At 38.2% G+C, this 23,158-nt stretch carries 24 protein-coding genes; 12 read left to right on the top strand and 12 right to left on the bottom strand.

What is annotated here, in order from left to right:
* The first annotated feature begins 27 nt into the window (after positions 1 to 27).
* Both IWB64_RS06875 and IWB64_RS06870 read left to right on the top strand, forming a co-directional pair.
* On the top strand, positions 28 to 849 hold the full coding sequence (locus IWB64_RS06875) for an AraC family transcriptional regulator (RefSeq protein ID WP_226975825.1): 822 nt from the start codon (positions 28 to 30) through the stop codon (positions 847 to 849).
* 75 nt (positions 850 to 924) lie between these two features.
* Complete coding sequence (locus IWB64_RS06870; protein WP_194533301.1) at positions 925 to 3,399, top strand: TonB-dependent receptor domain-containing protein; 2,475 nt, start codon at positions 925 to 927, stop codon at positions 3,397 to 3,399.
* Positions 3,400 to 3,462: 63 nt separating this feature from the next.
* Here the strand turns inward: IWB64_RS06870 and arfB are convergent, their stop codons facing one another.
* The 7 genes from arfB to IWB64_RS06835 form a co-directional block, all read right to left on the bottom strand.
* Positions 3,463 to 3,867, bottom strand: a complete 405-nt coding sequence (gene arfB / locus IWB64_RS06865; protein WP_194533300.1) for an alternative ribosome rescue aminoacyl-tRNA hydrolase ArfB — start codon at positions 3,865 to 3,867, stop codon at positions 3,463 to 3,465.
* 3 nt (positions 3,868 to 3,870) lie between these two features.
* Positions 3,871 to 4,851: an ABC transporter ATP-binding protein gene (locus tag IWB64_RS06860; protein ID WP_194533299.1), complete on the bottom strand. Its 981-nt coding sequence runs from the start codon at positions 4,849 to 4,851 to the stop codon at positions 3,871 to 3,873.
* A 94-nt stretch (positions 4,852 to 4,945) separates the two neighbouring features.
* On the bottom strand, positions 4,946 to 7,075 hold the full coding sequence (locus IWB64_RS06855) for a prolyl oligopeptidase family serine peptidase (RefSeq protein ID WP_194533298.1): 2,130 nt from the start codon (positions 7,073 to 7,075) through the stop codon (positions 4,946 to 4,948).
* Positions 7,076 to 7,173: 98 nt separating this feature from the next.
* A complete protein-coding gene (locus IWB64_RS06850) occupies positions 7,174 to 8,163 on the bottom strand; it encodes an aspartate-semialdehyde dehydrogenase (RefSeq protein WP_194533297.1) in 990 nt (329 codons plus the stop codon).
* A gap of 210 nt (positions 8,164 to 8,373) precedes the next feature.
* Positions 8,374 to 8,778, bottom strand: a complete 405-nt coding sequence (gene mscL / locus IWB64_RS06845) for a large conductance mechanosensitive channel protein MscL (RefSeq protein ID WP_194533296.1) — start codon at positions 8,776 to 8,778, stop codon at positions 8,374 to 8,376.
* Between the two features lie 98 nt (positions 8,779 to 8,876).
* A complete protein-coding gene (gene alr, locus IWB64_RS06840) occupies positions 8,877 to 9,986 on the bottom strand; it encodes an alanine racemase (protein ID WP_194533295.1) in 1,110 nt (369 codons plus the stop codon).
* Positions 9,979 to 10,623 (bottom strand): thymidine kinase, encoded by a 645-nt coding sequence (locus tag IWB64_RS06835; RefSeq protein WP_194533294.1) that lies wholly within the window; start codon positions 10,621 to 10,623, stop codon positions 9,979 to 9,981. The genes alr and IWB64_RS06835 overlap by 8 nt, the downstream gene beginning before the upstream one ends.
* Positions 10,624 to 10,790: 167 nt before the next feature.
* Between IWB64_RS06835 and IWB64_RS06830 the strand changes: the two genes are divergently transcribed.
* The 9 genes from IWB64_RS06830 (at position 10,791) to IWB64_RS06790 (ending at position 18,324) form a co-directional block, all read left to right on the top strand.
* Positions 10,791 to 11,501: a hypothetical protein gene (locus IWB64_RS06830; protein WP_194533293.1), complete on the top strand. Its 711-nt coding sequence runs from the start codon at positions 10,791 to 10,793 to the stop codon at positions 11,499 to 11,501.
* 119 nt (positions 11,502 to 11,620) lie between these two features.
* Positions 11,621 to 11,977 (top strand): DoxX family protein, encoded by a 357-nt coding sequence (locus IWB64_RS06825; protein WP_155595460.1) that lies wholly within the window; start codon positions 11,621 to 11,623, stop codon positions 11,975 to 11,977.
* Between the two features lie 4 nt (positions 11,978 to 11,981).
* On the top strand, positions 11,982 to 12,653 hold the full coding sequence (gene rsmI / locus IWB64_RS06820; RefSeq protein ID WP_194533292.1) for a 16S rRNA (cytidine(1402)-2'-O)-methyltransferase: 672 nt from the start codon (positions 11,982 to 11,984) through the stop codon (positions 12,651 to 12,653).
* A gap of 5 nt (positions 12,654 to 12,658) precedes the next feature.
* The gene (locus IWB64_RS06815) at positions 12,659 to 13,003 is read left to right on the top strand and encodes a HopJ type III effector protein (protein WP_194533291.1); all 345 of its coding nucleotides are present in this window, start codon (positions 12,659 to 12,661) and stop codon (positions 13,001 to 13,003) included.
* A 6-nt stretch (positions 13,004 to 13,009) separates the two neighbouring features.
* Positions 13,010 to 13,582, top strand: a complete 573-nt coding sequence (locus IWB64_RS06810) for a uracil-DNA glycosylase family protein (protein ID WP_194533290.1) — start codon at positions 13,010 to 13,012, stop codon at positions 13,580 to 13,582.
* 578 nt (positions 13,583 to 14,160) lie between these two features.
* Entirely contained in the window at positions 14,161 to 14,589 is a 429-nt protein-coding gene (locus IWB64_RS06805) for an OsmC family protein (RefSeq protein WP_194533289.1), read from the top strand.
* 72 nt (positions 14,590 to 14,661) lie between these two features.
* Positions 14,662 to 16,350: a single-stranded-DNA-specific exonuclease RecJ gene (gene recJ, locus IWB64_RS06800; RefSeq protein ID WP_194533288.1), complete on the top strand. Its 1,689-nt coding sequence runs from the start codon at positions 14,662 to 14,664 to the stop codon at positions 16,348 to 16,350.
* Positions 16,347 to 16,733, top strand: coding sequence for a VOC family protein (locus IWB64_RS06795; protein WP_194533287.1), 387 nt, complete (start codon positions 16,347 to 16,349; stop codon positions 16,731 to 16,733). The genes recJ and IWB64_RS06795 overlap by 4 nt, the downstream gene beginning before the upstream one ends.
* A gap of 331 nt (positions 16,734 to 17,064) precedes the next feature.
* Positions 17,065 to 18,324: an MFS transporter gene (locus IWB64_RS06790; RefSeq protein WP_194533286.1), complete on the top strand. Its 1,260-nt coding sequence runs from the start codon at positions 17,065 to 17,067 to the stop codon at positions 18,322 to 18,324.
* On the opposite strand, the gene IWB64_RS06785 is transcribed toward IWB64_RS06790, so the two are convergent.
* On the bottom strand, positions 18,314 to 19,087 hold the full coding sequence (locus IWB64_RS06785; protein ID WP_194533285.1) for a UDP-2,3-diacylglucosamine diphosphatase: 774 nt from the start codon (positions 19,085 to 19,087) through the stop codon (positions 18,314 to 18,316). The genes IWB64_RS06790 and IWB64_RS06785 overlap by 11 nt on opposite strands.
* Positions 19,088 to 19,126: 39 nt before the next feature.
* The gene (locus tag IWB64_RS06780; RefSeq protein WP_194533284.1) at positions 19,127 to 19,579 is read right to left on the bottom strand and encodes a 6-pyruvoyl trahydropterin synthase family protein; all 453 of its coding nucleotides are present in this window, start codon (positions 19,577 to 19,579) and stop codon (positions 19,127 to 19,129) included.
* Positions 19,580 to 19,666: 87 nt separating this feature from the next.
* Between IWB64_RS06780 and IWB64_RS06775 the strand changes: the two genes are divergently transcribed.
* Positions 19,667 to 20,308: a 2OG-Fe(II) oxygenase gene (locus IWB64_RS06775; protein WP_194533283.1), complete on the top strand. Its 642-nt coding sequence runs from the start codon at positions 19,667 to 19,669 to the stop codon at positions 20,306 to 20,308.
* 179 nt (positions 20,309 to 20,487) lie between these two features.
* Here the strand turns inward: IWB64_RS06775 and IWB64_RS06770 are convergent, their stop codons facing one another.
* From IWB64_RS06770 to IWB64_RS06760, 3 genes are read right to left on the bottom strand one after another with little or no spacing between them, the layout of a single operon-like run.
* Entirely contained in the window at positions 20,488 to 21,255 is a 768-nt protein-coding gene (locus tag IWB64_RS06770) for an enoyl-CoA hydratase/isomerase family protein (RefSeq protein ID WP_194533282.1), read from the bottom strand.
* A gap of 38 nt (positions 21,256 to 21,293) precedes the next feature.
* Positions 21,294 to 22,628 (bottom strand): MATE family efflux transporter, encoded by a 1,335-nt coding sequence (locus tag IWB64_RS06765; RefSeq protein ID WP_194533281.1) that lies wholly within the window; start codon positions 22,626 to 22,628, stop codon positions 21,294 to 21,296.
* Between the two features lie 10 nt (positions 22,629 to 22,638).
* Positions 22,639 to 23,139, bottom strand: coding sequence for a GNAT family N-acetyltransferase (locus tag IWB64_RS06760; RefSeq protein ID WP_194533280.1), 501 nt, complete (start codon positions 23,137 to 23,139; stop codon positions 22,639 to 22,641).
* Positions 23,140 to 23,158: the final 19 nt, after the last annotated feature.

The raw sequence follows: 23,158 nt of genomic DNA, 5'->3' as shown, positions 1-23,158 counted from the left end.
CAAACAATCTTGTTAAAACCAGTCCGATTGATACGAACCAAAATTAGAACCTATTCCAAAATTTCTGCTCTGGCGGATATTAAAATCGAGCCGTTCGATGTTAATAAGCGCTACACCAAACCACACCGTCACAACAAGTATATGGAGCTGGTTTATTTTAGCGAGGGCAGTGGTATGCATTACATGGATGAAACAGGATATGCTATAGAGCCACCCGTAATTTTTATTATCAAAAAGGATGAAGTCCACCACTGGGAAATAGATACTGTTCCTGAAGGTTTTGTTATCATTATAAAGGAAGGTTTTTTAGAAAAGACCTTGGACAAACATATCAACTTACAACTAAGGCAGCTAGGGAACAAAAGAGTAATCAACCCCTCTTATGATTCTAGTATTCAGTCACTTTTTGAAATTGCATCAAAAGAAATCCAGGAAAACTGTGCCAGTAGAGATATTTTGGTAGAAGGTGTTCTCAAAGCCTTATTCTCTAAAATATTGACCTATGTAGAGATTGATGAAAAGGTGTCCGCAAACAATTTAGAAGAACGTTTTGAAGAATTGCTGCAAACCAAATTAAAGAACGATGTTGCATATTATGCGCAAAAACTAAACACCACGGCACAAAATCTCAATGCACTTTGCAAACGAAAACATGAGAAAACGGCTTCTACTGTAATTGCCGACCATATATTGAAGGAAACAAAACGCCTTTTACTTTACACTGACCTTTCGGTTACCGAAATTGCATACAAATTCGACTTTACGGATGTTTCTCATTTTGTCAAATATTTTAAACGTCACGAAGGTCAAACACCATTACAATTTAAAAAAGTAGCGATCGTACCTTAACTTTTTCAAACAGACCATAATTCAATAGGGGTTAAGGGTATTTTTGACACCTAATTAATACCAAACCTATTGAACATGAAGTTTTATCATTTATTAGTAGTAGTAATTTGCTTGGTTCCGCTATCAATATCGGCCCAAATTACCGGTAAAATTACGGACGGAGCTAATGAGTATCCTCTAGAGTACGCAACTGCAGCCATCTTTAACCAAGAGAATGGCGAACTAGTTACCGGCGTTATTACAGACCTCAATGGTTTCTTCACAATTGAAGGCGTTAAAAACGGAACGTATTACCTAGAAACTTCTTTTATCGGCTTTGAGACGAACACTATAAAGGACATTACAATACAAAATAGAAAAAGTGTAGACCTTGGCACTATAATGCTTACGATTGGAGGTACCCAATTAGAAGAAGTAGTCATAAAAGGCCAGCGTGCAACCGTCATCAATAAAATAGACCGACAGGTATTTGACACGAAATCGTTCCAAAACAGCCTTGGTGGTAGCGCCACAGATGTGGTTAAAAACATACCATCCGTAAGTGTTGATGGACAGGGAGAAATTAGTGTTCGTGGTAGTATGGGTTTTGTGGTTCTACTTAACGGAAATCCGGTTCAAGGCAATGCTTCTAACTTATTGAACCAGCTTCCTGCGAATGCCATAGAGCGTGTTGAAGTGATTACCGCACCTTCTGCAAAATATGACCCCGAAGGTAAAGCAGGCATCCTGAACATCATTACCGTAAAAGGTGCTGCAGACGGGACTTTTGCCCAAGTAAATATAAAAGGGGGACTTCCTTCTTTTGAAACCTACGGCAATGACAAAGCCCATCAACGTTACGGTGCAGATGCCACTTACAATATTCGTAAAGGCGATTGGAATATCTCTATGGGTGCCAGTTACCAACGTAACGACCTTGGAGGTAGACGTGAAGGTGATGTTTTTACAATCATAAATGATACTCTCACCCAATTCCCTTCTAGTGGAGAACGTAGTTTTGATGAAATTAATTATAGCGGACGGTTTACTGTTGATTATGCTCCAGATGATAAAAACTCCTATTCACTGGCGTTTTACGGGGGGAAAAGAAAAAAAGACCGCCTAGCCGATATCGTGTATTACGATAACCATGGGATTACCCCAGCCGTTGGGGGTGAACGATTTTATACCTTTCAGTATTACAATCATAATTTAAGAACTAGAAAAAGCGATTTTGCATTGGGAAGCTTTGACTATTCGCATGTTTTTGACAACACGTCCAAACTATCAACTTCATTTTTATACGAATACACATTGTTGGGCGGCCCTACGGAAAGTGATAACTTAGGGGAACCTGATAGAAACATAATATACCAACAAGAATATAATACTAATGACAACCCACTGAACGGTATTCGCCTCTCCTTAGATTATGCTTGGAAACCATTTGCAATTGGTCAATTAGAAACAGGCTACCAATACCGAAACCTAGACCATACAGGTGATTTTGTTTACGAGAGAAAAGATGATATAACTGGTGGTGCATTTGAACTTGTTCCGGAATTTTCAAGTGAAGTAGACCTTCAGAGAAGTATTCATTCCGGTTATGTGCAATTAACGGGTGCTAAGGATAAATGGGAATATGCAGCAGGGGTACGTATTGAAGCTATGGACCGCGAACTTGACCTTCGTGACAAGCAAGGTCTTATTGATACTACCTATGCTTACGATTATGTAAAACCGTTTCCATCGGCATCGGTTCAATATACTTTTGAGAACAATATAAAGTTAAAAGCGGCTTACAGCAAAAGAGTGGAGCGTACGGCAACCTTTAAAATGAATCCTTTTCCAGAACGCGAGCACTCAGAAACTTTAGAACAAGGAGATCCAACCCTAAAACCTGAATTTATAGACTTGTTTGAAGTGGGTATCAGTAAAAATTTTGATAGTGGAAATTCTGTTTTTGCCACGGCCTACTATCGTGATACCAAAAACTTGGTAAATAGAGTAAACACAATCTACAACGATACGATTCTAAACCGAATTTACTCTAACGTAGGTAATGCAAAATCAATAGGATTGGAGATAGGTACCCAGCTAAAAGCTACCGAAAACTGGTCCAATTTTATTGGGACAAACCTTTATAATTATTCCATTGACGGTGAATATGATGGTCGTGATGTAGACAGCAACTCCTTTGTGTATTCTATAAATGCGAACAGCACCTATACTTTTTCAGAAACCGCTTCTTTACAATTTACATTCAATTACCTCTCAGAAAGAGTTACGGCACAAGGTGAAGATTCCCGTTTTTATTCGCCTAACCTAACCTTTAAAAAGTCGTTTTTAGATAACCGCTTAACGGCTACTTTGCAATGGCAAAATATAGATATGGGGTTATTGGACACGAATGAACAACGTATTACAACCTACCGCGAAGGTGAATTTTTTACCACTACAAATTATGTGTATGAGGTAGATATGGTGTTATTGAACCTATCATATAATTTCAATAAGAACAAGAATAAATCCAAATTCATTGATAGTGAATTTGGTAAACAAGAATTCTAAAAACTAGTTGATGTTTAGTTGAGTATAGGGACCAAATCCCGGACAAGAAAGCCCCAATGATTTTTAATCGAGTTGGGGCTTTCCTCTATTTGTCTTTTTCTGTGCGTTCTTCTTTTTGTGCTTCAACCGTTTTTCAATAGATGATCTTGACGGTTTTGTTTTGCGACGTTTCTTTTTAACCTTTAGCGCATCTTCTATGAGGTTCAAAAAACGGGCAATGGCCAAATCCTTATTTCGGTGCTGACTTCGACTTTCATCACACTGCATTTGTAAAACGCCTTCTTTAGTAAGCCTATGGCCTATTTTTCTATGAATACGCTCTTTCTCCGTATTGGTAAGTCCATTAGAGTCTTCAACAGAAAAGCTAAGATCTATTTTTGTAGATACTTTATTTACATGCTGACCACCGGCACCACTGCTTCTAACAGCCTTGAAATTCAATTCTTGAAGCAGTTGGGATTTATTCATAACTCAAGAATCTCCCATACGTTGGTTAATAGTCTCAATGGAAATATTTAGATAAATCACTTTCCCAACTTCTAGAGGCTTATCATGATGAAAATAAATATCTTCCCCCTCGTAAACACCAACAATCATAAAATGGCTTCCCATATAATAGGCTCCTTTTACAACAACCTCTAAACCGGATTTACCTGAAACCTTAAACTCATGCGCATAAACGATAATACGTCTTTTAGTATCTGCATATGATTTTACAATATTTATAGGAATTTTATTGGCTTCGCCGAAAAGAGAAGCTACATAGAGATCTTTAGGATGCTCATAAAGGTTTTTAGGACTATCCTTAGCAACAATGAACTTATCTTTAAGCACGACTACTCTATCTGCAAACGGAAGCATATCCATATGATCATGTGTAGCCGTTAGTACGGTTATTTTTTGACGCCTTAGATAACCAAAAAGATTACGGCGTAAACTGTTCTTTCTAAAATTGTCAATATTACTAAAGGGTTCATCTAACAATAATACTTTGGGCTCTTGCGCCAATACTCTTGCCAATGCAACACGTTGCTGTTGCCCACGACTCAACAACTTCACTTTTGTTTTGGCAAATTTGGTCATCTCGATCATCTCCAAAAGTTCAAACGTGCGCTCTTTCAACTCTTCGGGTTCAAAAACGGACAAAAATTGGCTAATGTTCTCTTCTACCGTAGTAAAAGGCATCAAATCAAAATCTTGCGAGAGATACTTCATGTACGGCTCACCCGGCACCAAATTATGAAGAGGGCCTAAAACTTGGTTTTCATTCCAATATACTTCGCCAACTTCAATATGTAAGAGTCCGTAAATAATTTTTAAGAGCGTACTTTTTCCACAACCGCTTTCGCCTATAATGGATACATGTTCGCCTTTGGCCACTTTTAGGTTGATGTTTTCCAATATGGAAACACCATCTTCATAGTTAAAAGACACATGATCTACTTGTAACATATATTAGTGTTCTATAAACCGGAAGACTTTATACTAAAAAAGTCAAATCGGTATTTAATTTTTCTTAATAAAGCATTATTACCTTGAACTGAGATTAATACGGTAGTTTTTCAAACCCCATGTTGTACAATGTAAACGCAAAAATATCTGCGTACTGTTCAATGGTCTTACTTACCGGTGTACCTGCTCCGTGACCTGCATTGGTCTCTATTCGAATCAAGGTAGGATTTTTTCCCGATTGTTTGTCTTGCAGTTCTGCTGCAAACTTAAAACTATGTGCTGGTACCACACGATCATCGTGATCTCCTGTGGTAACCAAAGTAGCCGGATACTCCACACCTTCCTTGATAGTATGAACGGGTGAATACCCCTTTAAGTATTCAAACATCTCCTTGCTATCTTCGGATGTACCATAATCATAGGCCCATCCTGCGCCAGCGGTAAAAGTATGATAACGTAACATATCTAAAACTCCAACAGCAGGCAAAGCCACCTTCATAAGGTCTGGTCTTTGTGTCATAGTAGCACCAACTAAAAGTCCGCCATTACTACCACCACGAACGGCTAGATAATCAGAAGAAGTATACTTATTATCAATTAAGTATTCAGCAGCGGCAATAAAATCATCAAAAACATTTTGTTTTTGCATTTTAGTACCGGCATCATGCCATTTTTTACCGTATTCACCACCACCTCTTAAATTAGGTACAGCGTAAATCCCACCTTGCTCAAGCCAAACAGCATTCGCAATACTAAATGCAGGTGTTAAACTGATGTTGAAACCACCATAACCATATAAGATAGTTGGGTTTTTACCATTGAGTTCCAGTCCTTTTTTATGCGTAATAATCATAGGAACCTTAGTACCATCCTTTGAGGTATAAAAAAACTGATTAGATTCATAATCATCGGAATTAAAATCTATACTAGGCTTCCAATACGATGTGTATTCACCAGTTTCTACATTGTATTTAAAGGATGAACCGGGAATGATATAATTGGTAAAAGAAAAATAAAATTCCTTATTCTCTTTTTTGCCCCCAAAACCTGATGCACTCCCCACACCAGGAAGTCTAACTTCACGAATTAGATTTCCTTCGTAATCATACTGAAGCACCTTACTGATGGCGTCTACCATATATTCAGCAAAGAAATAACCACCGCCCGCACCAGCCGTTAATACGTTTTCGGTTTCTGGGATAAAATCTACCCAATTTTCCTCAGCTGGATTATCAGCATTAACCGTAACAATCCTTTTATTTGGAGCATTTCTGTTGGTAACGATATAAAGTTTTGAACCTTCGTTTTCGATAATATAATTGTCAGAATCCGTATCCTCAATTATAGGAACTAGCGGACTATCTTTCTTTGAAAGGTCTTTAATGAACAACTTGTTTCCTGAAGTTGAAACAGCTGCAGAAATTTGCAAATAACGTTCATCTTCAGATACCGATGCACCTATATATCTGTGCTTCTCAGCATCTACTCCCCCATATACCAATTGGTCTTCTTTTTGAGAAGTACCTAATTTGTGGTAATACACTTTGTGCTGATCGGTCTTTGCAGAGAGCTCGCTTCCTTCCGGCTTATCATAGCTAGAATAATAAAACCCTTCATTTCCTTTCCATGAAATTCCGCTGAACTTAATATCGGTAAGCGTATCTTCAACTACTTCCTTGGTTTGGGCATTTATAACAATGGCCTTTCGCCAATCGCTACCTCCTTCTGATATCAAATACGCAGCAAGCGAACCATCTTTGGTAAAACTTAATCCGGCTAGAGATGTAGTTCCATCTTCGGAAAAGGTATTCGGGTCTAAGAAAACCTCTTCGCTACCTTCACCTTGCTTTCTATAGATGACATACTGATTTTGTAAACCATTATTTTTATAGAAATAGGTGTAATTACCTTCTTTAAAAGGAGAACCTAATTTTTCATAATTCCACAGCTTCTCCAACCTCTGTTTAAGCGCCTCGCGAAACGGAATTTTTTCCAGATAATTAAAAGTAACCTCATTCTGTGCTTTTACCCATGCACCGGTTTCTTCGCTCATATCATCTTCTAACCAACGATATGGATCTGCTACGGGAATCTCAAAATAAGTATCAACAATCTCTGATTTATGGGTTATAGGGTAATTCACAATGCTCGTCTCTGTTTTTGGTTGTGATTTGCAGGCAAAAATACTTGCCCCCAATGAAAATAATACAAGGTATTTCTTCATGATTTAACGATTGAAATTCGCTAAAAGTACCATAAAAAAACCTATGCCGGCATTGCACAGCATAGGTTTTAACTAAAAATTTAGAAAGTATATGATTTTTATACCAAACGGTTTTCTAGAAGATACTCAGCAATCTGTACTGCATTTGTAGCAGCCCCTTTACGAAGGTTGTCTGCAACGATCCACATGTTTAAAGTATTACGTTGCGACTCATCTCTACGAATACGTCCTACAAAAACTTCATCTTTGTCATGTGCATAGATTGGCATTGGGTACGTATTCGTATCTGGATTATCCTGAACAGTAACACCAAGAGTATCATTCAACATTCTGCGAACTTCGTTTAGATCAAAGTCGTTTTCAAATTCAACATTTACAGATTCTGAATGACCACCTGCAGTAGGAATACGAACTGCCGTTGCACTTATAGAAAAACTACGGTCATTGAATATTTTTTGTGGCTCACGTGCCAACTTCATTTCCTCTTTAGTATATCCATTTTCTAAGAAAACATCACAATGTGGCAATGCATTTCTATTGATAGGATAAGGGTAGGCCATTTCACCTTGTACCCCAGCCATCTCGTTCTCTAATTGACGTACAGCCTTGACACCTGTTCCTGATACCGATTGGTATGTAGAGATAACCACACGTTTCATCTTATATTTCTTGTGTAATGGAGCAAGCGCCATTACCAACTGAATAGTAGAACAGTTGGGGTTAGCTATAATTTTATCTTCTTTGGTTAATTCACCTGCGTTTATTTCAGGAACCACCAATTTTTTGGTCGGATCCATTCTCCAAGCAGAAGAATTATCTACAACTGTAGTTCCTGCTTCTGCAAATTTAGGAGCCCATTCCAATGAAGTATCACCTCCAGCAGAAAATATAGCAATATCCGGCTTTGCAGCTACGGCATCAGCCAAACCTATGATTGTATATTCTTTGTCTTTATAAGAGAGTTTCTTACCTACTGAACGCTCAGAAGCTACCAATAGCAATTCCGTAACTGGAAAATTACGTTCGCTCAATACTTTGAGCATCACCTCGCCAACCATACCGGTGGCACCTACAACGGCTACTTTCATCTTTAAATAATTTAGAAGCACAAATGTAGTGCAACCCTATTGACTTGACAAGCATTTTAAATCCGTATCATCATTATTTAACAAATTGTTATAAATAAAACAATCAAGCAAAAAAGAACCGTCAAAGAAGTTGCGAACTTCAATGACGGTTTTAAGACTAAACTGCAGTGCAGCGGTGGTATTCCCTAAAAACTAGGAAAACCTTTATTCTTATTGCTTTTTAAGCAAGTCTCTAATTTCAGCCAATAAGTCTTCTTGAGAAGGACCTGCTGGAGCAGCTTCTGGCTCTGGAGCTTTTGTTTTGTTGTAAGCTTTAACCATTAAGAACATTACAAATCCAACAATGATAAGGTTAATGATGCTATTAATCCATGCACCGTAACGTATTTGGTTTGCAGGTGTAGTAACTGTACCATCTGCAGCAATAACAGCTGGGTCAAGTGTAATAGCCATTGCTGAAAAATCAATACCTCCTGCAAAGTGACCTACAATCGGCATAATCATATCCGCTACAAAGCCGTTTATAACTAGCCCAAGAGCGGTAGCCATAATAACTGCAACAGCGAAATCAATGACGTTGCCCGTCATAATAAAATTCTTAAATTCTTTTAACATGATAATTAGTGTTTATAATGGTTATTTAATTAATGGCGCAACTTAATGCACTGCAAATTAACAAAAAAAGGATTAATTATGGCGTGATGCCCCTGGTTTTAATTATCAACAACCACGCGAGCGACCCTTTGCGATATACCAGTTAGTATTTCATACGAGATAGTTTTAGCACCGCTCGCAAACTCTTCGGCAGTTGGACTAGTACCGAAAACAATGACCTCATCACCCTCTTTACAATCAATTCCAGTAACGTTTACCATGATCATATCCATGCAAACATTTCCTACAATTGGCGCCTTTTTTCCGTTGATGGTTACATATGCTTTTCCGTTACCATATTGTCTTCCAATGCCATCTGCATGACCAATTGGCAAAGTAGCCGTTACAACAGCCTCTTCTGCCTTGTAGGCTCGGTTATACCCAATACTTTGACCTTTATCAATTATATGGATCTGAGAAATAACGGTTTTTAGTGTTGCCGTAGGCTTAAGCTGGGCATCTATAGCTGCTTCGTTTCCAAATCCATAAAGTCCAATTCCACATCGTACCATATCATATTGAGCCTTTGCATAATTGATGACACCAGAGGTATTTAACAAATGAAGCATAGGTGTATGCTTTAATTTGGGAAGAAGCTCCTTGGTAAGGTGTTCGAAAGTCGCAATCTGGTTTTCGGTAAACTCCTGCTCTTTTAAATCTTCGGATGCTGCTAAATGTGAAAAAACAGAAACGACCTTGATTTCATCTTGATTCTCCAATACACCTGTTAAGACATCTATCTCACTTTCTACAAAACCCAACCTATTGAGGCCTGTATTGAATTTTAAGTGAATAGGGTATTGTTTTAATCCCTTATTTTGGGCGACCTGTAGAAAATTGGTCAATATTTTAGGCGAATAAATATTGGGCTCAAGATTATAAGCCACCAGATTATCAAAACTTACCGGTAACGGGTGTAACACTAAAATCCGAGTCTTTATTCCAGCTTCTCGCAAAGCAACTCCTTCGCTTACATAGGCAACAGCAAAGTAATCTGCTCCTAAAGCTTCTAGCTTTTTTACAATCGCTACAGAATCGCTTCCGTAAGCAAATGCCTTCACTACCCCTAAAAATTTAGTTTTAGGGTCTAATCTTGATTTCAAAAACCTGTAATTATGTTCTAGAGCCAAAAGGTCTATTTCTAAAACGGTTTCACCTGCTTTAGCCATCGATTTTCTTATCGTTAGATTTTATTTCTTCACTCTTCACCTCTAAATGCTTTACTTTTTCTTGCAATCTTGCCTTATAATATGCACCACGGCTCAAAGGTTCGTACTCTTCCGTTTCACCTAATAACACCAAATTATCATTATTGGACTTTCTATGACTGTAATTGGCTAAATTACCAGTACGTGTACAGATGGCATGTACTTTGGTAACATATTCTGCAGTAGCCATTAATGCGGGCATAGGACCAAAAGGATTTCCTTTAAAATCCATATCCAAACCAGCTACTACAACACGTACTCCTTTGTTGGCTAAATCGTTACAAACAGTAACAATTTCATCATCAAAAAACTGGGCTTCATCAATACCAACAACATCGCAGGTATCTCCTAGAATACGGATATTGGCGGCTGCAGGTACAGCTGTAGAACGTATTTCATTAGCATCATGAGATACAACCATGTTCTCATCATAACGATTATCTACCGTTGGTTTAAAAATTTCAACCTTTTGCTTGGCGAACTGAGCACGTTTTAACCTACGGATTAACTCTTCGGTCTTACCGGAGAACATAGAACCACAGATGACTTCTATCCACCCGAATTGTTCTTTATGATTAACAGTATTTTCGAGAAACATTTTGTAATTTTAGACGAAAATATAGGGTTTTTCGTTCTTAATATTGTAGAACCTTAGTGGATACATTGTTTTTATTAAAACATTCCGCTAAAGTTCAGAATTTAATGTTAGCAAAGATAGAGATACCTTTTTTACCCCAACCCGGTAGAATTAGAAAAAATTGACCGATGAAGAAAAAATTGAAGGAAGAGCTACGAAAATTATCTACTGATATTATCACGGCTCGTGATATGGATATGAGCGAGATGTATGATGTCGCTAAAAACTTATATGAAAAATTAGCGGTTCTTAAATACATAGAAGAGCAGCTAAACGATATAGAAATAGATGTTTCAAAAAATGTGATTGCTGCCAAATTCGAGAAAATGGCCAATGCCGTGCTTAACGAAAATGCTTCGGTACCCGAAAGCAATCCACACCAAGAAGATATAATGATACCTGGTATGGATACCATAAAAGATATGATCTCTGAAATGCCTAGCCACGATCAACGTGTAGATGAAGTATTAGAAGAGTTCATGTCCAAACCGGATTACATGAAAAACGATCAAGAACTTTTTGAACCTCAAAAACCAGTTGCACCTCAGCAGAACGGTGCCGCTCCAAAGAAAGAGGTACATACAAAATCTCTGAACGATAAAATTTCTAACAAAGAACTTAAAATAGACCTTAACAATAGGCTGGCTTTTGTTAAGCACTTGTTTAACGGTAGTATGGAGGATTACAACAGGGTTCTCTCCCAGTTAAACACCATAGATAGTGAAGAGCGCTCCATTGCTTTTATTAATAACATGGTAAGGCCAGATTATAATAACTGGGCTGGTAAAGAAGAATATGCAGAGCGATTTATGCAATTTATTGAACGAAAATTTTCTTAGATAAATCTCCATCCGAAATCCAAAAAAATATAGACCCTTTGTTTTGAACGAAGGGTTTTTTGTTGGAAATTAGTTTCAGATAGCAGTTTTCTTTATTTTATCGCCAAAACCTTACCACCATGAAAACCCAAAAAGCCCTTTATTGGTCTGCTTTAGTTTTGCTTACGGCCATTATGCTCTTTTCCGCATTTAATTATTTCACCAAATACGAAATGATAGCCGGTTTTTTTGAGCATTTAAGTTATCCCACCTATCTCATATACCCATTGGCCATTGCTAAAATTCTAGGCTTGATAGCCATATGGGGCAATTTCTCCTCATGGCTTAGAGAATGGGCGTATGCAGGTTTCTTTTTTGATACACTTTTAGCGTTCTTTGCACATTATATAACAGATGGCCAAGATTATCTATTCGCCTTTATTGCGCTAATAGCTACATTAATCGCCTATTTTACCGGTAGAGAGCTACGACCTTAAATTTATGGGAAAATTATATTTGGTACCAACGCCTATTGGCAATCTTGAAGACATGACTTTGCGTGCAATTCGCATTTTAAAAGAAGTGGATTGTATTCTAGCAGAAGACACCAGAACCAGCGGAAAATTGCTTCAGCATTTTGAAATTACCACTCAGATGCAAAGTCACCATATGCATAATGAGCATAAAACTGTAGAAGCGCTTGTTAGACGTTTACAAGCCGGCGAAAATATTGCTTTGATTTCAGATGCAGGTACCCCTGCAATATCAGACCCTGGTTTTTTGTTGACTAGGGCTTGTGTAGAGAAAAACATTGAGGTTGATTGTCTTCCCGGTGCAACGGCATTTGTACCTGCTTTAGTAAATAGTGGTCTTCCAAACGATAAATTTGTTTTTGAAGGATTTCTTCCTCCTAAAAAAGGACGGCAAACCCGCTTAAAGCTACTTGCCGAAGAGACGCGGACTATTATTTTCTATGAATCGCCTTATAAGTTGATTAAGACCTTAGGGCAATTTGCCGAATATTTTGGAGCGGACAGACAAGTTTCCGTTTCAAGGGAACTTTCCAAACTTTACGAAGAAACATTGAGGGGCACAGCCGAAGAAATGGTACAGCACTTTACCGAAAAACCACCAAAAGGTGAGATTGTAATAGTTGTTGCAGGAAAAAAATAATAAAGATGACATTAGATACTTTTATACAAAAACTAAAAACCGACCCTGAAACCATTGAGTTTTCAGAAACTATGGCGGTAATTGATACTAATTACGACTTTACTCCTACTGCTTTTACCAACGGTACATTAGAAAATGCCGAAGGACAAAATTCAGGTTCTTGCAAACTTTTTGCTTTTGCCAAAGAACAAAAACTTAGTAAAGATGAAGCTTTAGCCTGTTTTGGAAGTTATTATTATAATGATGTTCTAAAAGATGCCGAAGGTAAGGGACACCAAAATATCCGTAACTTTATGAAAAGCGGTTTTGACGGACTCTCCTTTTCGCAAGACCCGTTGAAAAAGAAATAGTCTCGTATGCTAAAACTGCTTTCTGAAATACGTTCGTGTAAGGTTTGCAGCTCCCATTTGCCTTTAGAGCCTAGGCCCATTTTAGCTGGCACTAAAAAATCTAAAATCATTTTAGTCAGCCAAGCACCTGGCAGAAAGGCCCATGACCATAATAAAGCATGGGATGACCCTAGCGGAAGAAAACTTAGGGAATGGTTAGGTGTAACGGAAGAACAGTTCTACAATCCGGATAATTTTGCGGTTTTACCTATGGGATTCTGCTTTCCAGGAAAAGGAAAAACTGGTGACCTCCCTCCTCGTAAAGAATGTGCACCCTTATGGCACGATGTTTTCTGGAGCCATTTAGAGCAAGTACGGTTGACACTTGTAATTGGCAAATATGCACAAGACCATTATTTAAAAGAATTGTACAAAAGAAACCTCACCGAAAATGTAGCTAGTTATCATGAATTTCTACCCAAGTTTTTTCCTTTACCACATCCTTCTCCAATAAATCGTTTTTGGATGTCAAAAAATCCTTGGTTTGAGTCCGATGTGGTACCGGAGTTACAAAAGCGGGTCAAAATGATTTTAGATTAGCCTTAACCTGATATTTTACAATTCATCAAAACTAAAGCGCAATTAAAACATTAGTAAATTTTTCATTGAACGAAACGACAAGGATAAATAATACTATTATAATGAAGGAAATACAAAATACTATCAACTTTATAGATTTATAAAGATATTTCCCTTTTAACTTAGTCAATATGTTCATATCAAAGTTCATTTTAAAATATATCCAAAACACAATGGAATAAAACCATACAGAAACTGTCTCAAACTTGCAGAGATCTGCTCATCCAGAATGATAAGTGAAATTAGACTTATCAAAATGAGTACATAGGCTAATAAATCTTTGTTATCTTTCAACGAATCTTATTATTGATTAGAGTAAATGACTTCCGCTCAATCATATAACGTAAAACTTGGATTATTGGCTAATCATAAATGCTTAATTCTATAAAAAAAATTTAGAAAGTGACTTGTAGTATCAGTAATCTCGGTATTTCTTCAAAAACATTCTTATTCATCACAAATACAGACAAGATCAATTTCCAACTTCAAAATCTATCTATTAATCGTATTTTTGATTCTTACTAGAAACATAAAAAATTATGGGTACTACAAATCATATTACAACCAAATGGCTTGGCAACATGCAGTTCGAAAGCACGAACCCATCAGGTCTAACCTTAAAAATAGATGCGGGTCCGGATGATGGCGGCGAAGGAAAAGGATTGCGACCAAAAGCTTTAATGCTATCTGGTCTGGCAGGTTGTTCAGGTCTCGATGTAGCCGCGCTTATCAAAAAAATGAAGCTAGAGGTAGATGATTTTCATATTGAAACTATCGCCAATCTAACTGATGAGCATCCAAAATTTTACGATGCCGTTACCATAGAGTACCATTTTCACGGAAAAGACCTAGCGGAGAAAAAATTACAAAGAGCCGTAGACCTATCTGTAGAAAAGTATTGTGGTGTAATGCAGATGTTCCGTCAATTTGCAACATTAGAAATCAAGACTATTTTTCATAAGGACTAAGTTTAAAACCTAAAGTTAAAGCTCAAAATTAAAGTTCAAGAGTTAAACTTGATACTTAAACTTTCACACCCTATGCGCTGGACCATTAAACCAAAACCTCAACAAGATGCTATTGACCAATTGGCTAATGCGCTCAAGGTTGACGATTTAGTGGCTCAACTTTTATTGCAAAGGGGTATAACTACTTATGAGGCGGCTAAGAACTTTTTTCGACCAGAGTTAACTCATTTGCACGATCCTTTTTTAATGAAGGACATGCACATTGCGGTAGAACGCATTGAAGAAGCCATTGCCAATAATGAAAATATTTTGGTTTATGGCGATTATGATGTGGACGGTACCACTTCAGTAGCTTTGGTTTCTTCCTATTTGCTAAGCTATTACCCCAATGTTGCCACCTATATTCCAGACAGATATACCGAAGGGTATGGTGTCTCTTTTAAAGGGGTAGACTTTGCCGAAGACAACGATTTTTCGTTGATTATCGCACTAGATTGTGGTGTAAAGGCTATTGACAAGGTGGCTTATGCGAAAGAAAAAGGAATAGATTTTATTATTTGTGATCACCACAGACCCGGTAATTCGCTACCAGATGCGGTAGCAGTTCTTGACCCTAAACGTGATGATTGCAACTATCCATACGATGAGCTTTGTGGCTGTGGCGTTGGTTTTAAACTGATTCAGGCGTTAGGCTCCCGACAAGGGGAAACTGTTGAGGACCTAATTCCTTATCTTGATTTGGTTGCTACGGCCATTGGTGCAGATATTGTTCCGATGACAGGCGAGAACCGCGTATTGGCCTATTTTGGACTTCGGGTAATTAATACCAATCCCAGAATTGGCTTCAAGGCCATTATTAATCAAATAAAAAAATCGGTACTTACTATTACAGATGTAGTGTTCATTATCGCTCCGCGGATAAATGCCGCTGGCCGAATGGAACATGGGCAACATGCTGTAAACCTGTTGACCGAAACCAATTTCACCCAAGCCGAAACCTTTGCTGCCCAGATTGAAAAATTCAATCAAGACAGGCGTGGACTCGACAAAGAAATCACTGTAGAGGCCCTTGAACAGATTCTTCATAATAAAGAAGAAGAACGTTTTACTTCTGTAGTTTATAAAGACTCGTGGCACAAAGGCGTTATCGGTATTGTTGCTTCGCGACTTACCGAAACCTATTACCGTCCAACACTGGTCTTTACTAAAAGTGGCGATAAGTTGGCAGCTTCCGCACGTTCCGTAAAAGGTTTTGATGTGTATAACGCCTTACAGGGCTGTGCAGATTGCATTGAGCAGTTTGGAGGACATAAATATGCTGCCGGACTCACATTACTAGAAAATCAGTTCGAAAACTTCAAAGCACAATTCGAAAAAGTAGTCTCCGAAACCATAGACCCAAAATTGTTGATTCCAGAAATCTCCATAGATGCTCAATTAGATTTTAAGGATATTTCACCAAAACTGATGCGTATCCTAAAACAGTTCGCTCCTTTTGGGCCTGGTAACATGACTCCAACATTCATGTCAGAAAATCTAATAGATACAGGCTATGCAAAAGGTGTAGGTGAAGATGGGGCACATCTTAAGTTAGCTGCTACTCAAAACGGAATTGGTCCTATTGGAGGCATTGGTTTTAATATGGGTGATAAACTCCCCATAGTAGCCAACAAGAAACCTTTTAGTGCTGTCTTTTCTCTAGATGAAAATGAATGGCAAGGAAATATAAGCTTGCAGATGAAATTAAAAGACATACAATGAAAATAGAACACCTCGCCATCTGGGTATCTGACCTTGAAGCCACGCGTCATTTTTACGAGCATTACTTTGATGCTGTTTGCGGAGAACGGTATCACAATCCAAATAAAAACTTCACGTCTCACTTTTTAAGTTTTGATGAAGGCTCGCGATTGGAGCTTATGCACAAACCGGAAATCACAAAGGCATCAGATTCTACAGAAGAACATTTGGGCTTTATTCATTTTGCGCTCTCCGTAGGTTCAAAAGAAAAAGTAGATGCCATTACCGAGCAACTTAGGTCTGACGGATTTCAAATTCCTGGTGAACCGAGAACTACAGGAGACGGTTATTATGAAAGCGTTATCCAAGACCCAGAAGGCAACCGGATTGAAATTACCATTTAACGGATTTCTTACTACGCAGTCCATCGATAAGCCCTATATAAATTAGGCTTGTTAATGCTTTTGCTCGGTTACTCTAAATAAAATTACAAACTACTTGGTTGGTTTTGATTTCTACAGTGCTTTACAAGCATATAATTATCACATTTCGCATTTAAAAAATAACCGTTCGTCGATGAAGTGCCCTTACACAGTGAATTCAAGGCTTTAAAAAACTGACTACTCAGTCGGTTTTAGGAAACAGTAACTTAAACGGCCTTTTGTATTTTAAGCGTACCGTTCATCGGATTATAATAATATCTTTGCGCCTTATTTCTATCGAAAAAGCGCGTTTATGGATCCTTATGCAGCCTTACGTTATAAAGAATTCAACATCTTTTTGTTGGTTCGTTTTGCTATGGTATTTGCATGGTCTATGCAGTTCATTGTTATAGAGTGGCAAGTATATTCCATGACCAAAGACCCACTTTCTTTGGGTATTATTGGGCTTATGGAAGTGATTCCAGCTGTATCCATGGCTCTTTTTGCAGGGCATATTGTAGATCAAAAAGAGAAACGTAATCTTTTAATAAAATGCATTTTGGGTTTCTCAGTAATCAGTTTTGGGCTCTTTATGCTCAGTTGGCCTTCTATGGAAGATAAGCTAGAAACCAAGACCATTTTATACGGTATTTACTTTTTGGTTTTCCTAGGTGGTATTGTTCGTTCGTTTCTTGGGCCAACCATATTCTCTTTAATAGCCTTAATCGTTCCTAAGAAAATATACCCCAATGCTGCAACATGGAGCAGTACTACTTGGCAATTGGCTTCCGTTTTAGGACCTGCTTTAGCTGGGTTTTCTATTAGCTGGATTGGCGTTCATTGGTCTATGTGCCTCATTTTTGGTTTCTCAATACTGGCATTGATATCCTTATTTCAAATTTCGACAAAACCCATTCTTAACCCTAAAATAGGAGAACCGGTATTTGAAAGTTTACGAGAAGGACTTCGGTTTGTATTCAGTACCAAAGCTGTTTTTGGAGCATTAACATTAGATATGATTGCAGTACTTTTTGGAGGCGCGGTAGCGCTTTTACCAATCTTTGCACAAGATATTCTGCACGTAGGTTCAGAAGGCTTTGGTGTTTTACGAGCCGCACCAGCGGTTGGCGCAGCACTTACCATGTTGGGGTCTACGCGATTTCCATTACATAAAAATGCCGGTAAGAAATTACTGTTCGCGGTATTTGGTTTTGGCCTCTGTATGATTGTTTTTGGCCTTTCTACCTACTTCTGGCTTTCAGTAATCGCCTTGTTCTTAAGTGGTGCAGTAGATGGTGTTTCTATGATTATTCGTCAGACAATATTGCAACTTAAAACTCCGGATAACATGCGAGGACGTGTTGCATCCGTTAACTCTATGTTTGTTGGGTCTTCTAATGAACTAGGAGCTTTTGAAAGCGGAGTAACAGCAAAACTGATGGGTACGGTAACCGCAGTGGTTTTTGGTGGTGCTATGACCTTAATTACAGTAGGTGCCACAGCTATTGTTTCACCTTCATTTAGAAAACTAGACTTACAGAAAGATATTGATGAGCACGAAGCTAATGAGTAGGTTCATATTTTTCAAGGCTTAGCTTTTCCCCATCAAAAACAGCATAAGTATAATAATGAATCCAATCGCCTAAATTGGTGTATTTTGAATTCTCACCTACCTTTATTTCCATAGGCAAGTGGCGGTGACCAAAAATAAAATGGTCATAATGCTCTGTTTCTAGCTTACGCTTGGCATACTGCACCAACCATTCATTGTCTTCGCCTAAAAACTTGGCATCGTCATCTCCTGAAATCAATTTATTTTTAACAGATAAATGTTTTGCAACTCGTACACCTATATCTGGATGCATCCATCTAAACAGCCATTTAGCTAAAGGATTGGTAAACACTTTCTTCATGCGTTTAAAGCCAATATCATTAGGTCCCAACCCATCTCCATGACCAATAAAAAAGGAAACTCCGTTAATATTGAATTGCTGTGGTTTATGAAAAACAGGAATATTAAGTTCTTCTTCAAAATAACCATCCATCCACAAATCATGATTTCCAACAAAGAAATAAATAGGGATACCAGAATCGGATATTTCGGCTAGTTTTCCCATTGTACGGGTAAAACCTTTAGGTACTACGGTTTTGTACTCCGCCCAAAAATCAAAAAGGTCACCCATTAAAAAAATGGCTGCGGCATCTTCTTTGATTTCATCTAACCACGCAACAAATTTCTTTTCACGCGGACGGCTTTCCGCCATAGTTGGCGCACCTAGGTGATTATCACTGGAAAAATAGACTTTTTTGCCTTGAGGAACGGTAATGGTTTTCATCTGATGTCAAATATAACGAATACCCTTTTGAGGAAGGTGTTATTGATTATCGGATGCGTACCACTCGGCAAACGAAGTATCGGTCTCTTGAAGCTTCAAAGAATGTAAACTTATATTCTCGGGCAACCTAGCTTTAATTTTCTTTGAAAAATCAATAACCATATTTTCACTGGTCGGTTGGTAATCTGCCAAAATAACGCTATGCCCTCTATCGGTCAATTCTTTTGCAAGCTCTACGTGTGGTGTGTTTTTATTAAAAACCGTAGCGTGATCAAACTGGTCCACAATTTCTTCTTTAACGATTTTCTTTAAATCACCAAAATCGATAACCATACCCTGCTTTACATGGCTTGTATCCGTAATTGGACGACCAATTACCGTTACCGATAATTTATAGCTGTGGCCATGCACATTTCTACACTTTCCGTCATAGCCGTAAAGCGCATGTCCGGTCTCAAAATTGAACTGTTTGGTAATTCTAATTTTACTCATGAAATAGGATTGTAGTGCAAAGGTATTCAATTTGTAAAACCAATCCGTTTATAGATTACATTTGCCGGCTTTTAAATTTTGTCCTAAGTGGAAGAACTGTATAATCAATTAGACTTTGCGGTGAAACCGCATTACGAAAAGATAATTTCTGATATCCTAGAAAACGGCTACAGTGTAGTTGATGATTTACTTTCCCCTGTCACTGTGAACGCCCTGCGAACAGACCTTTTAGAGAAATATGAAGATGACTTGTTTAAAAAAGCAGCCATTGGAAACCGACTAAACGAAGTGGTACAAACCGGAATACGCGGTGATTTTATTCTTTGGATGGACGAAAATGTAATAAATACCAGCCATAAATTTTTCTTTGACCGCATTAATGATTTAGCCTCTTATCTTAATAGAACCTGTTTTCTTGGCATTATGAGAAAAGAATTTCATTACGCCGTTTACCCTGAAGGGAAGTTTTACGCAAGACATCTAGACACCTTCCAAAATGATGACCGACGAAAACTTTCTATTGTCTGCTATTTGAACGAAGATGACTGGCAACCTGAACACGGTGGCGAATTAGTACTTTATCTGAATGGGGAAAACGGCGAAATTCCGAAAACCATCTATCCGCTTCCTGGCAGAGCGGTAATTTTTGAAAGTCGAGATATAGAGCACGAGGTGAAGCCTGCAAAACGCGAACGGCTGAGCATTACTGGCTGGCTAAAAACCCGCTAATCCGTTTAAATAAAGGGAAACTATCTCCTATATCTTTTTTTTGCGCGAACGCGATTTACAAAGTATATAACTACTACAAAAAGAGCGAGAAGTGGAAAAACAAGGTCGCCATTCAGGAAATCTAAAATATTCATAACTGAGATTTAAAAAAGTAAAACGTCAACGACAGTCGGTTATTGTTATTTTTTGAATTTAGATAATGCATTACGCGTAAAATCTGAAAGTACTAACTTACCACTTATGGCCGCCCGCTCAACCAAAAGATCGTTCCAATGATCCGTACCATGCCAAAGTGCTTTTTTCCATTCTTCAAGGGCTTCGGGATTGTAATCGGCTAGTTTCTGTACATGAAAATCCAGGTCCTTATCCAATTCCTTTGTATCATCAAACACTTTAGAAAAGAGACCCTTTTCCTGTGCCCAATAAGCACTCTTCCATTCGGTAGGTGCCAATGAGAGCTCAGAAATAGCGGCCGTTCCTATTTTTCGTTCCACCGCTGGAGCAATGACCAACGGAGCAATACCAATAGTAAGCTCGGACAAACGTATTGACGCCGCTTCAGATGCATAAACATAATCGCACGCAGCAACAAGACCTACGCCTCCACCTACTGTTTTACCTTGAACACGGCCTACAATGACCTTTTTACATTTGCGCATAGCATTGATTACATTGGCAAAACCACTAAAAAATACCTTGCCCTCTTCTAAAGTAGACACCGCCATAAGCTCATCAAAAGATGCACCTGCACAGAAAGCACGGTCTCCTTCAGATTTCAATACAATAACGGTTATATCATCATTATTAGAGAGTTTATCAATCTCCGCAGTCAAACGGCCCAATAGCTCAGCAGTAAAAGAATTACTGGCCGGATGACCAAACTCTATGGTAGCTATCTTATTATCTATTTTGATATAAAGGCTTCCGTTTTCTCGGGTAGTTCCCATAATTGTGATTTAAATGTTGAACAAATGTATCATCAAAATTACTCGTTTTGCACTAGAGGTCGAAACTTTCTGATAAACTTAACGACCAGAGCTCCCCCACGGATGACCATCCACACGGTAAAGGCAATCCAGATTCCGTATAAACCCAAATTCATATACTTTCCTATGAAGAGAACAGGAACAAAACCTAAAAAAGTAGCAGCTAGCAAGGTGTTTCTTAAGTATTTCATTTCACCCATCCCTTTAAAAATTCCATCAAAAATAAAGGCAATGGTATTCATTGGTAAACCTAAAATAATAATAAAAAATATGGCGTAAAAGGCATTAAGCACTACTGTTTCCTTAGAAAAAATAAGACCTATAGGTTTATAGAATAAAAACCCTACTACCATTAATAGTAAACTTACCAACAGACCATATAGCATTATCTTTTTTGCCAATTGCCATAAACCTTTATAGTTTTTCTCTCCCAAAAGCCTACCGCCCATAATATTTCCGGCAGCCGCATAGCCATCAATAAAAAAGGCAGAGAACAACCAAATATTAATTGCAATGGTATGTGCTCCTATAAATTTAGGACCCAGTTGCGTTGCTTCGCGAACTGCCAAAATCAATGCTGTATTTAACGCCAGAGCACGTACAAACAGATTAAGGCTCATGACTACCAACCTACCTAACTCATCGTGAATCGGTAATTTTAACTTAAGACTAATAGCTGTCTTGGTTACCAAAAGTATAAAGGCCATAACGGCCATGATTCCTTGTGCCAAAAGGCTTGCCCAAGCTGCACCTTCCAAATACATGGGTTCAATAATCCCTTCTATCCCGTAAACAAAGGCAAAATCAAGCCCAACATTTAGAACGGCCCCAACAATAGCAATCAGCATGGGATAGTAGGTATTCTGTAACCCGCGAAAAATACCCATAACGGCAAATACAAAAAGTGTGAGCGGAAAGCCCCAAACCCTTATAGAATAGTAAGAAACGCAATACTCTAGAATCTTGCCTGTGGCATTAAGTAGTTCAAAAATATCTTTGACGATAAAAATAGTAGACAACAGAACGACAATACTCAAACCTATATTCAAAAAGATAGCTTGCGCCGGCAACGTTTTTACCTCTTCTATACGTCCGGCACCTAAATATTGAGAAATAATGGCCGATATAGCGCTACGGGTCTGACCTAAAATCCATATTAACATGGAAAGAAAAGAACCAACAATACCAGCTGCTGCTAGCGATTCTAGCCCATCTACAGGAATATTACCCACAATAGCCGTATCCGTAATAGACAACAGCGGTTCTGCAATACCTGCAATCGTTGCTGGTATTGCTAATTTATTAATGGACTTAAAATTGATTTCGGCCTTCAAGGGGCCAAAATTACAACACTAATTCATAACAATGAAAGGGATGCTCGCTCTGTTTTGGAAAGAAAATATCACCCAAACGTTCAAAACCTCTAGTCTCATAAAATTTCTGGTTTCGCTTATTTTGGCTGAAAGTGTCTAGCCGTACCGATGCAAATTTATTTTCCCGCGCATAGTTTTCAGCAAAAGCCATCAACTTTTGGGCGTAGCCCTTACCCTGTAAATCAGGATGTACCGAAACTCTATGTATGTAGATATTATTGTTTGATGGTGTCAACCACTCAATAGGCACATATTCTTCGTCCATTAGTGTGGAGAGCACGATAGTACCGATTATTCGTCCATCTTCTTCCAAAACGTACAGTTCTCCTCGTTCAATATCTAACTCAAAAGCCTCTTTATTTGGGTAATCCTCGTTCCATTGGTAAATGCCGTTTTTAATCATTGCAGCGGCACATGCTCTAGTAATGTTGAGAATCTGAGGTATTTCCGATAACTTTGCTGACCTTACCATTTTTAGGATCCTATTTTAA

Origin of the sequence: Zobellia nedashkovskayae (genome assembly GCF_015330125.1) — a bacterium.
Lineage (GTDB): Bacteria > Bacteroidota > Bacteroidia > Flavobacteriales > Flavobacteriaceae > Zobellia > Zobellia nedashkovskayae.
The sequence above is the reverse complement of the archived record's forward strand: the minus strand, read 5'-3'. Positions and strand labels throughout refer to the sequence as shown.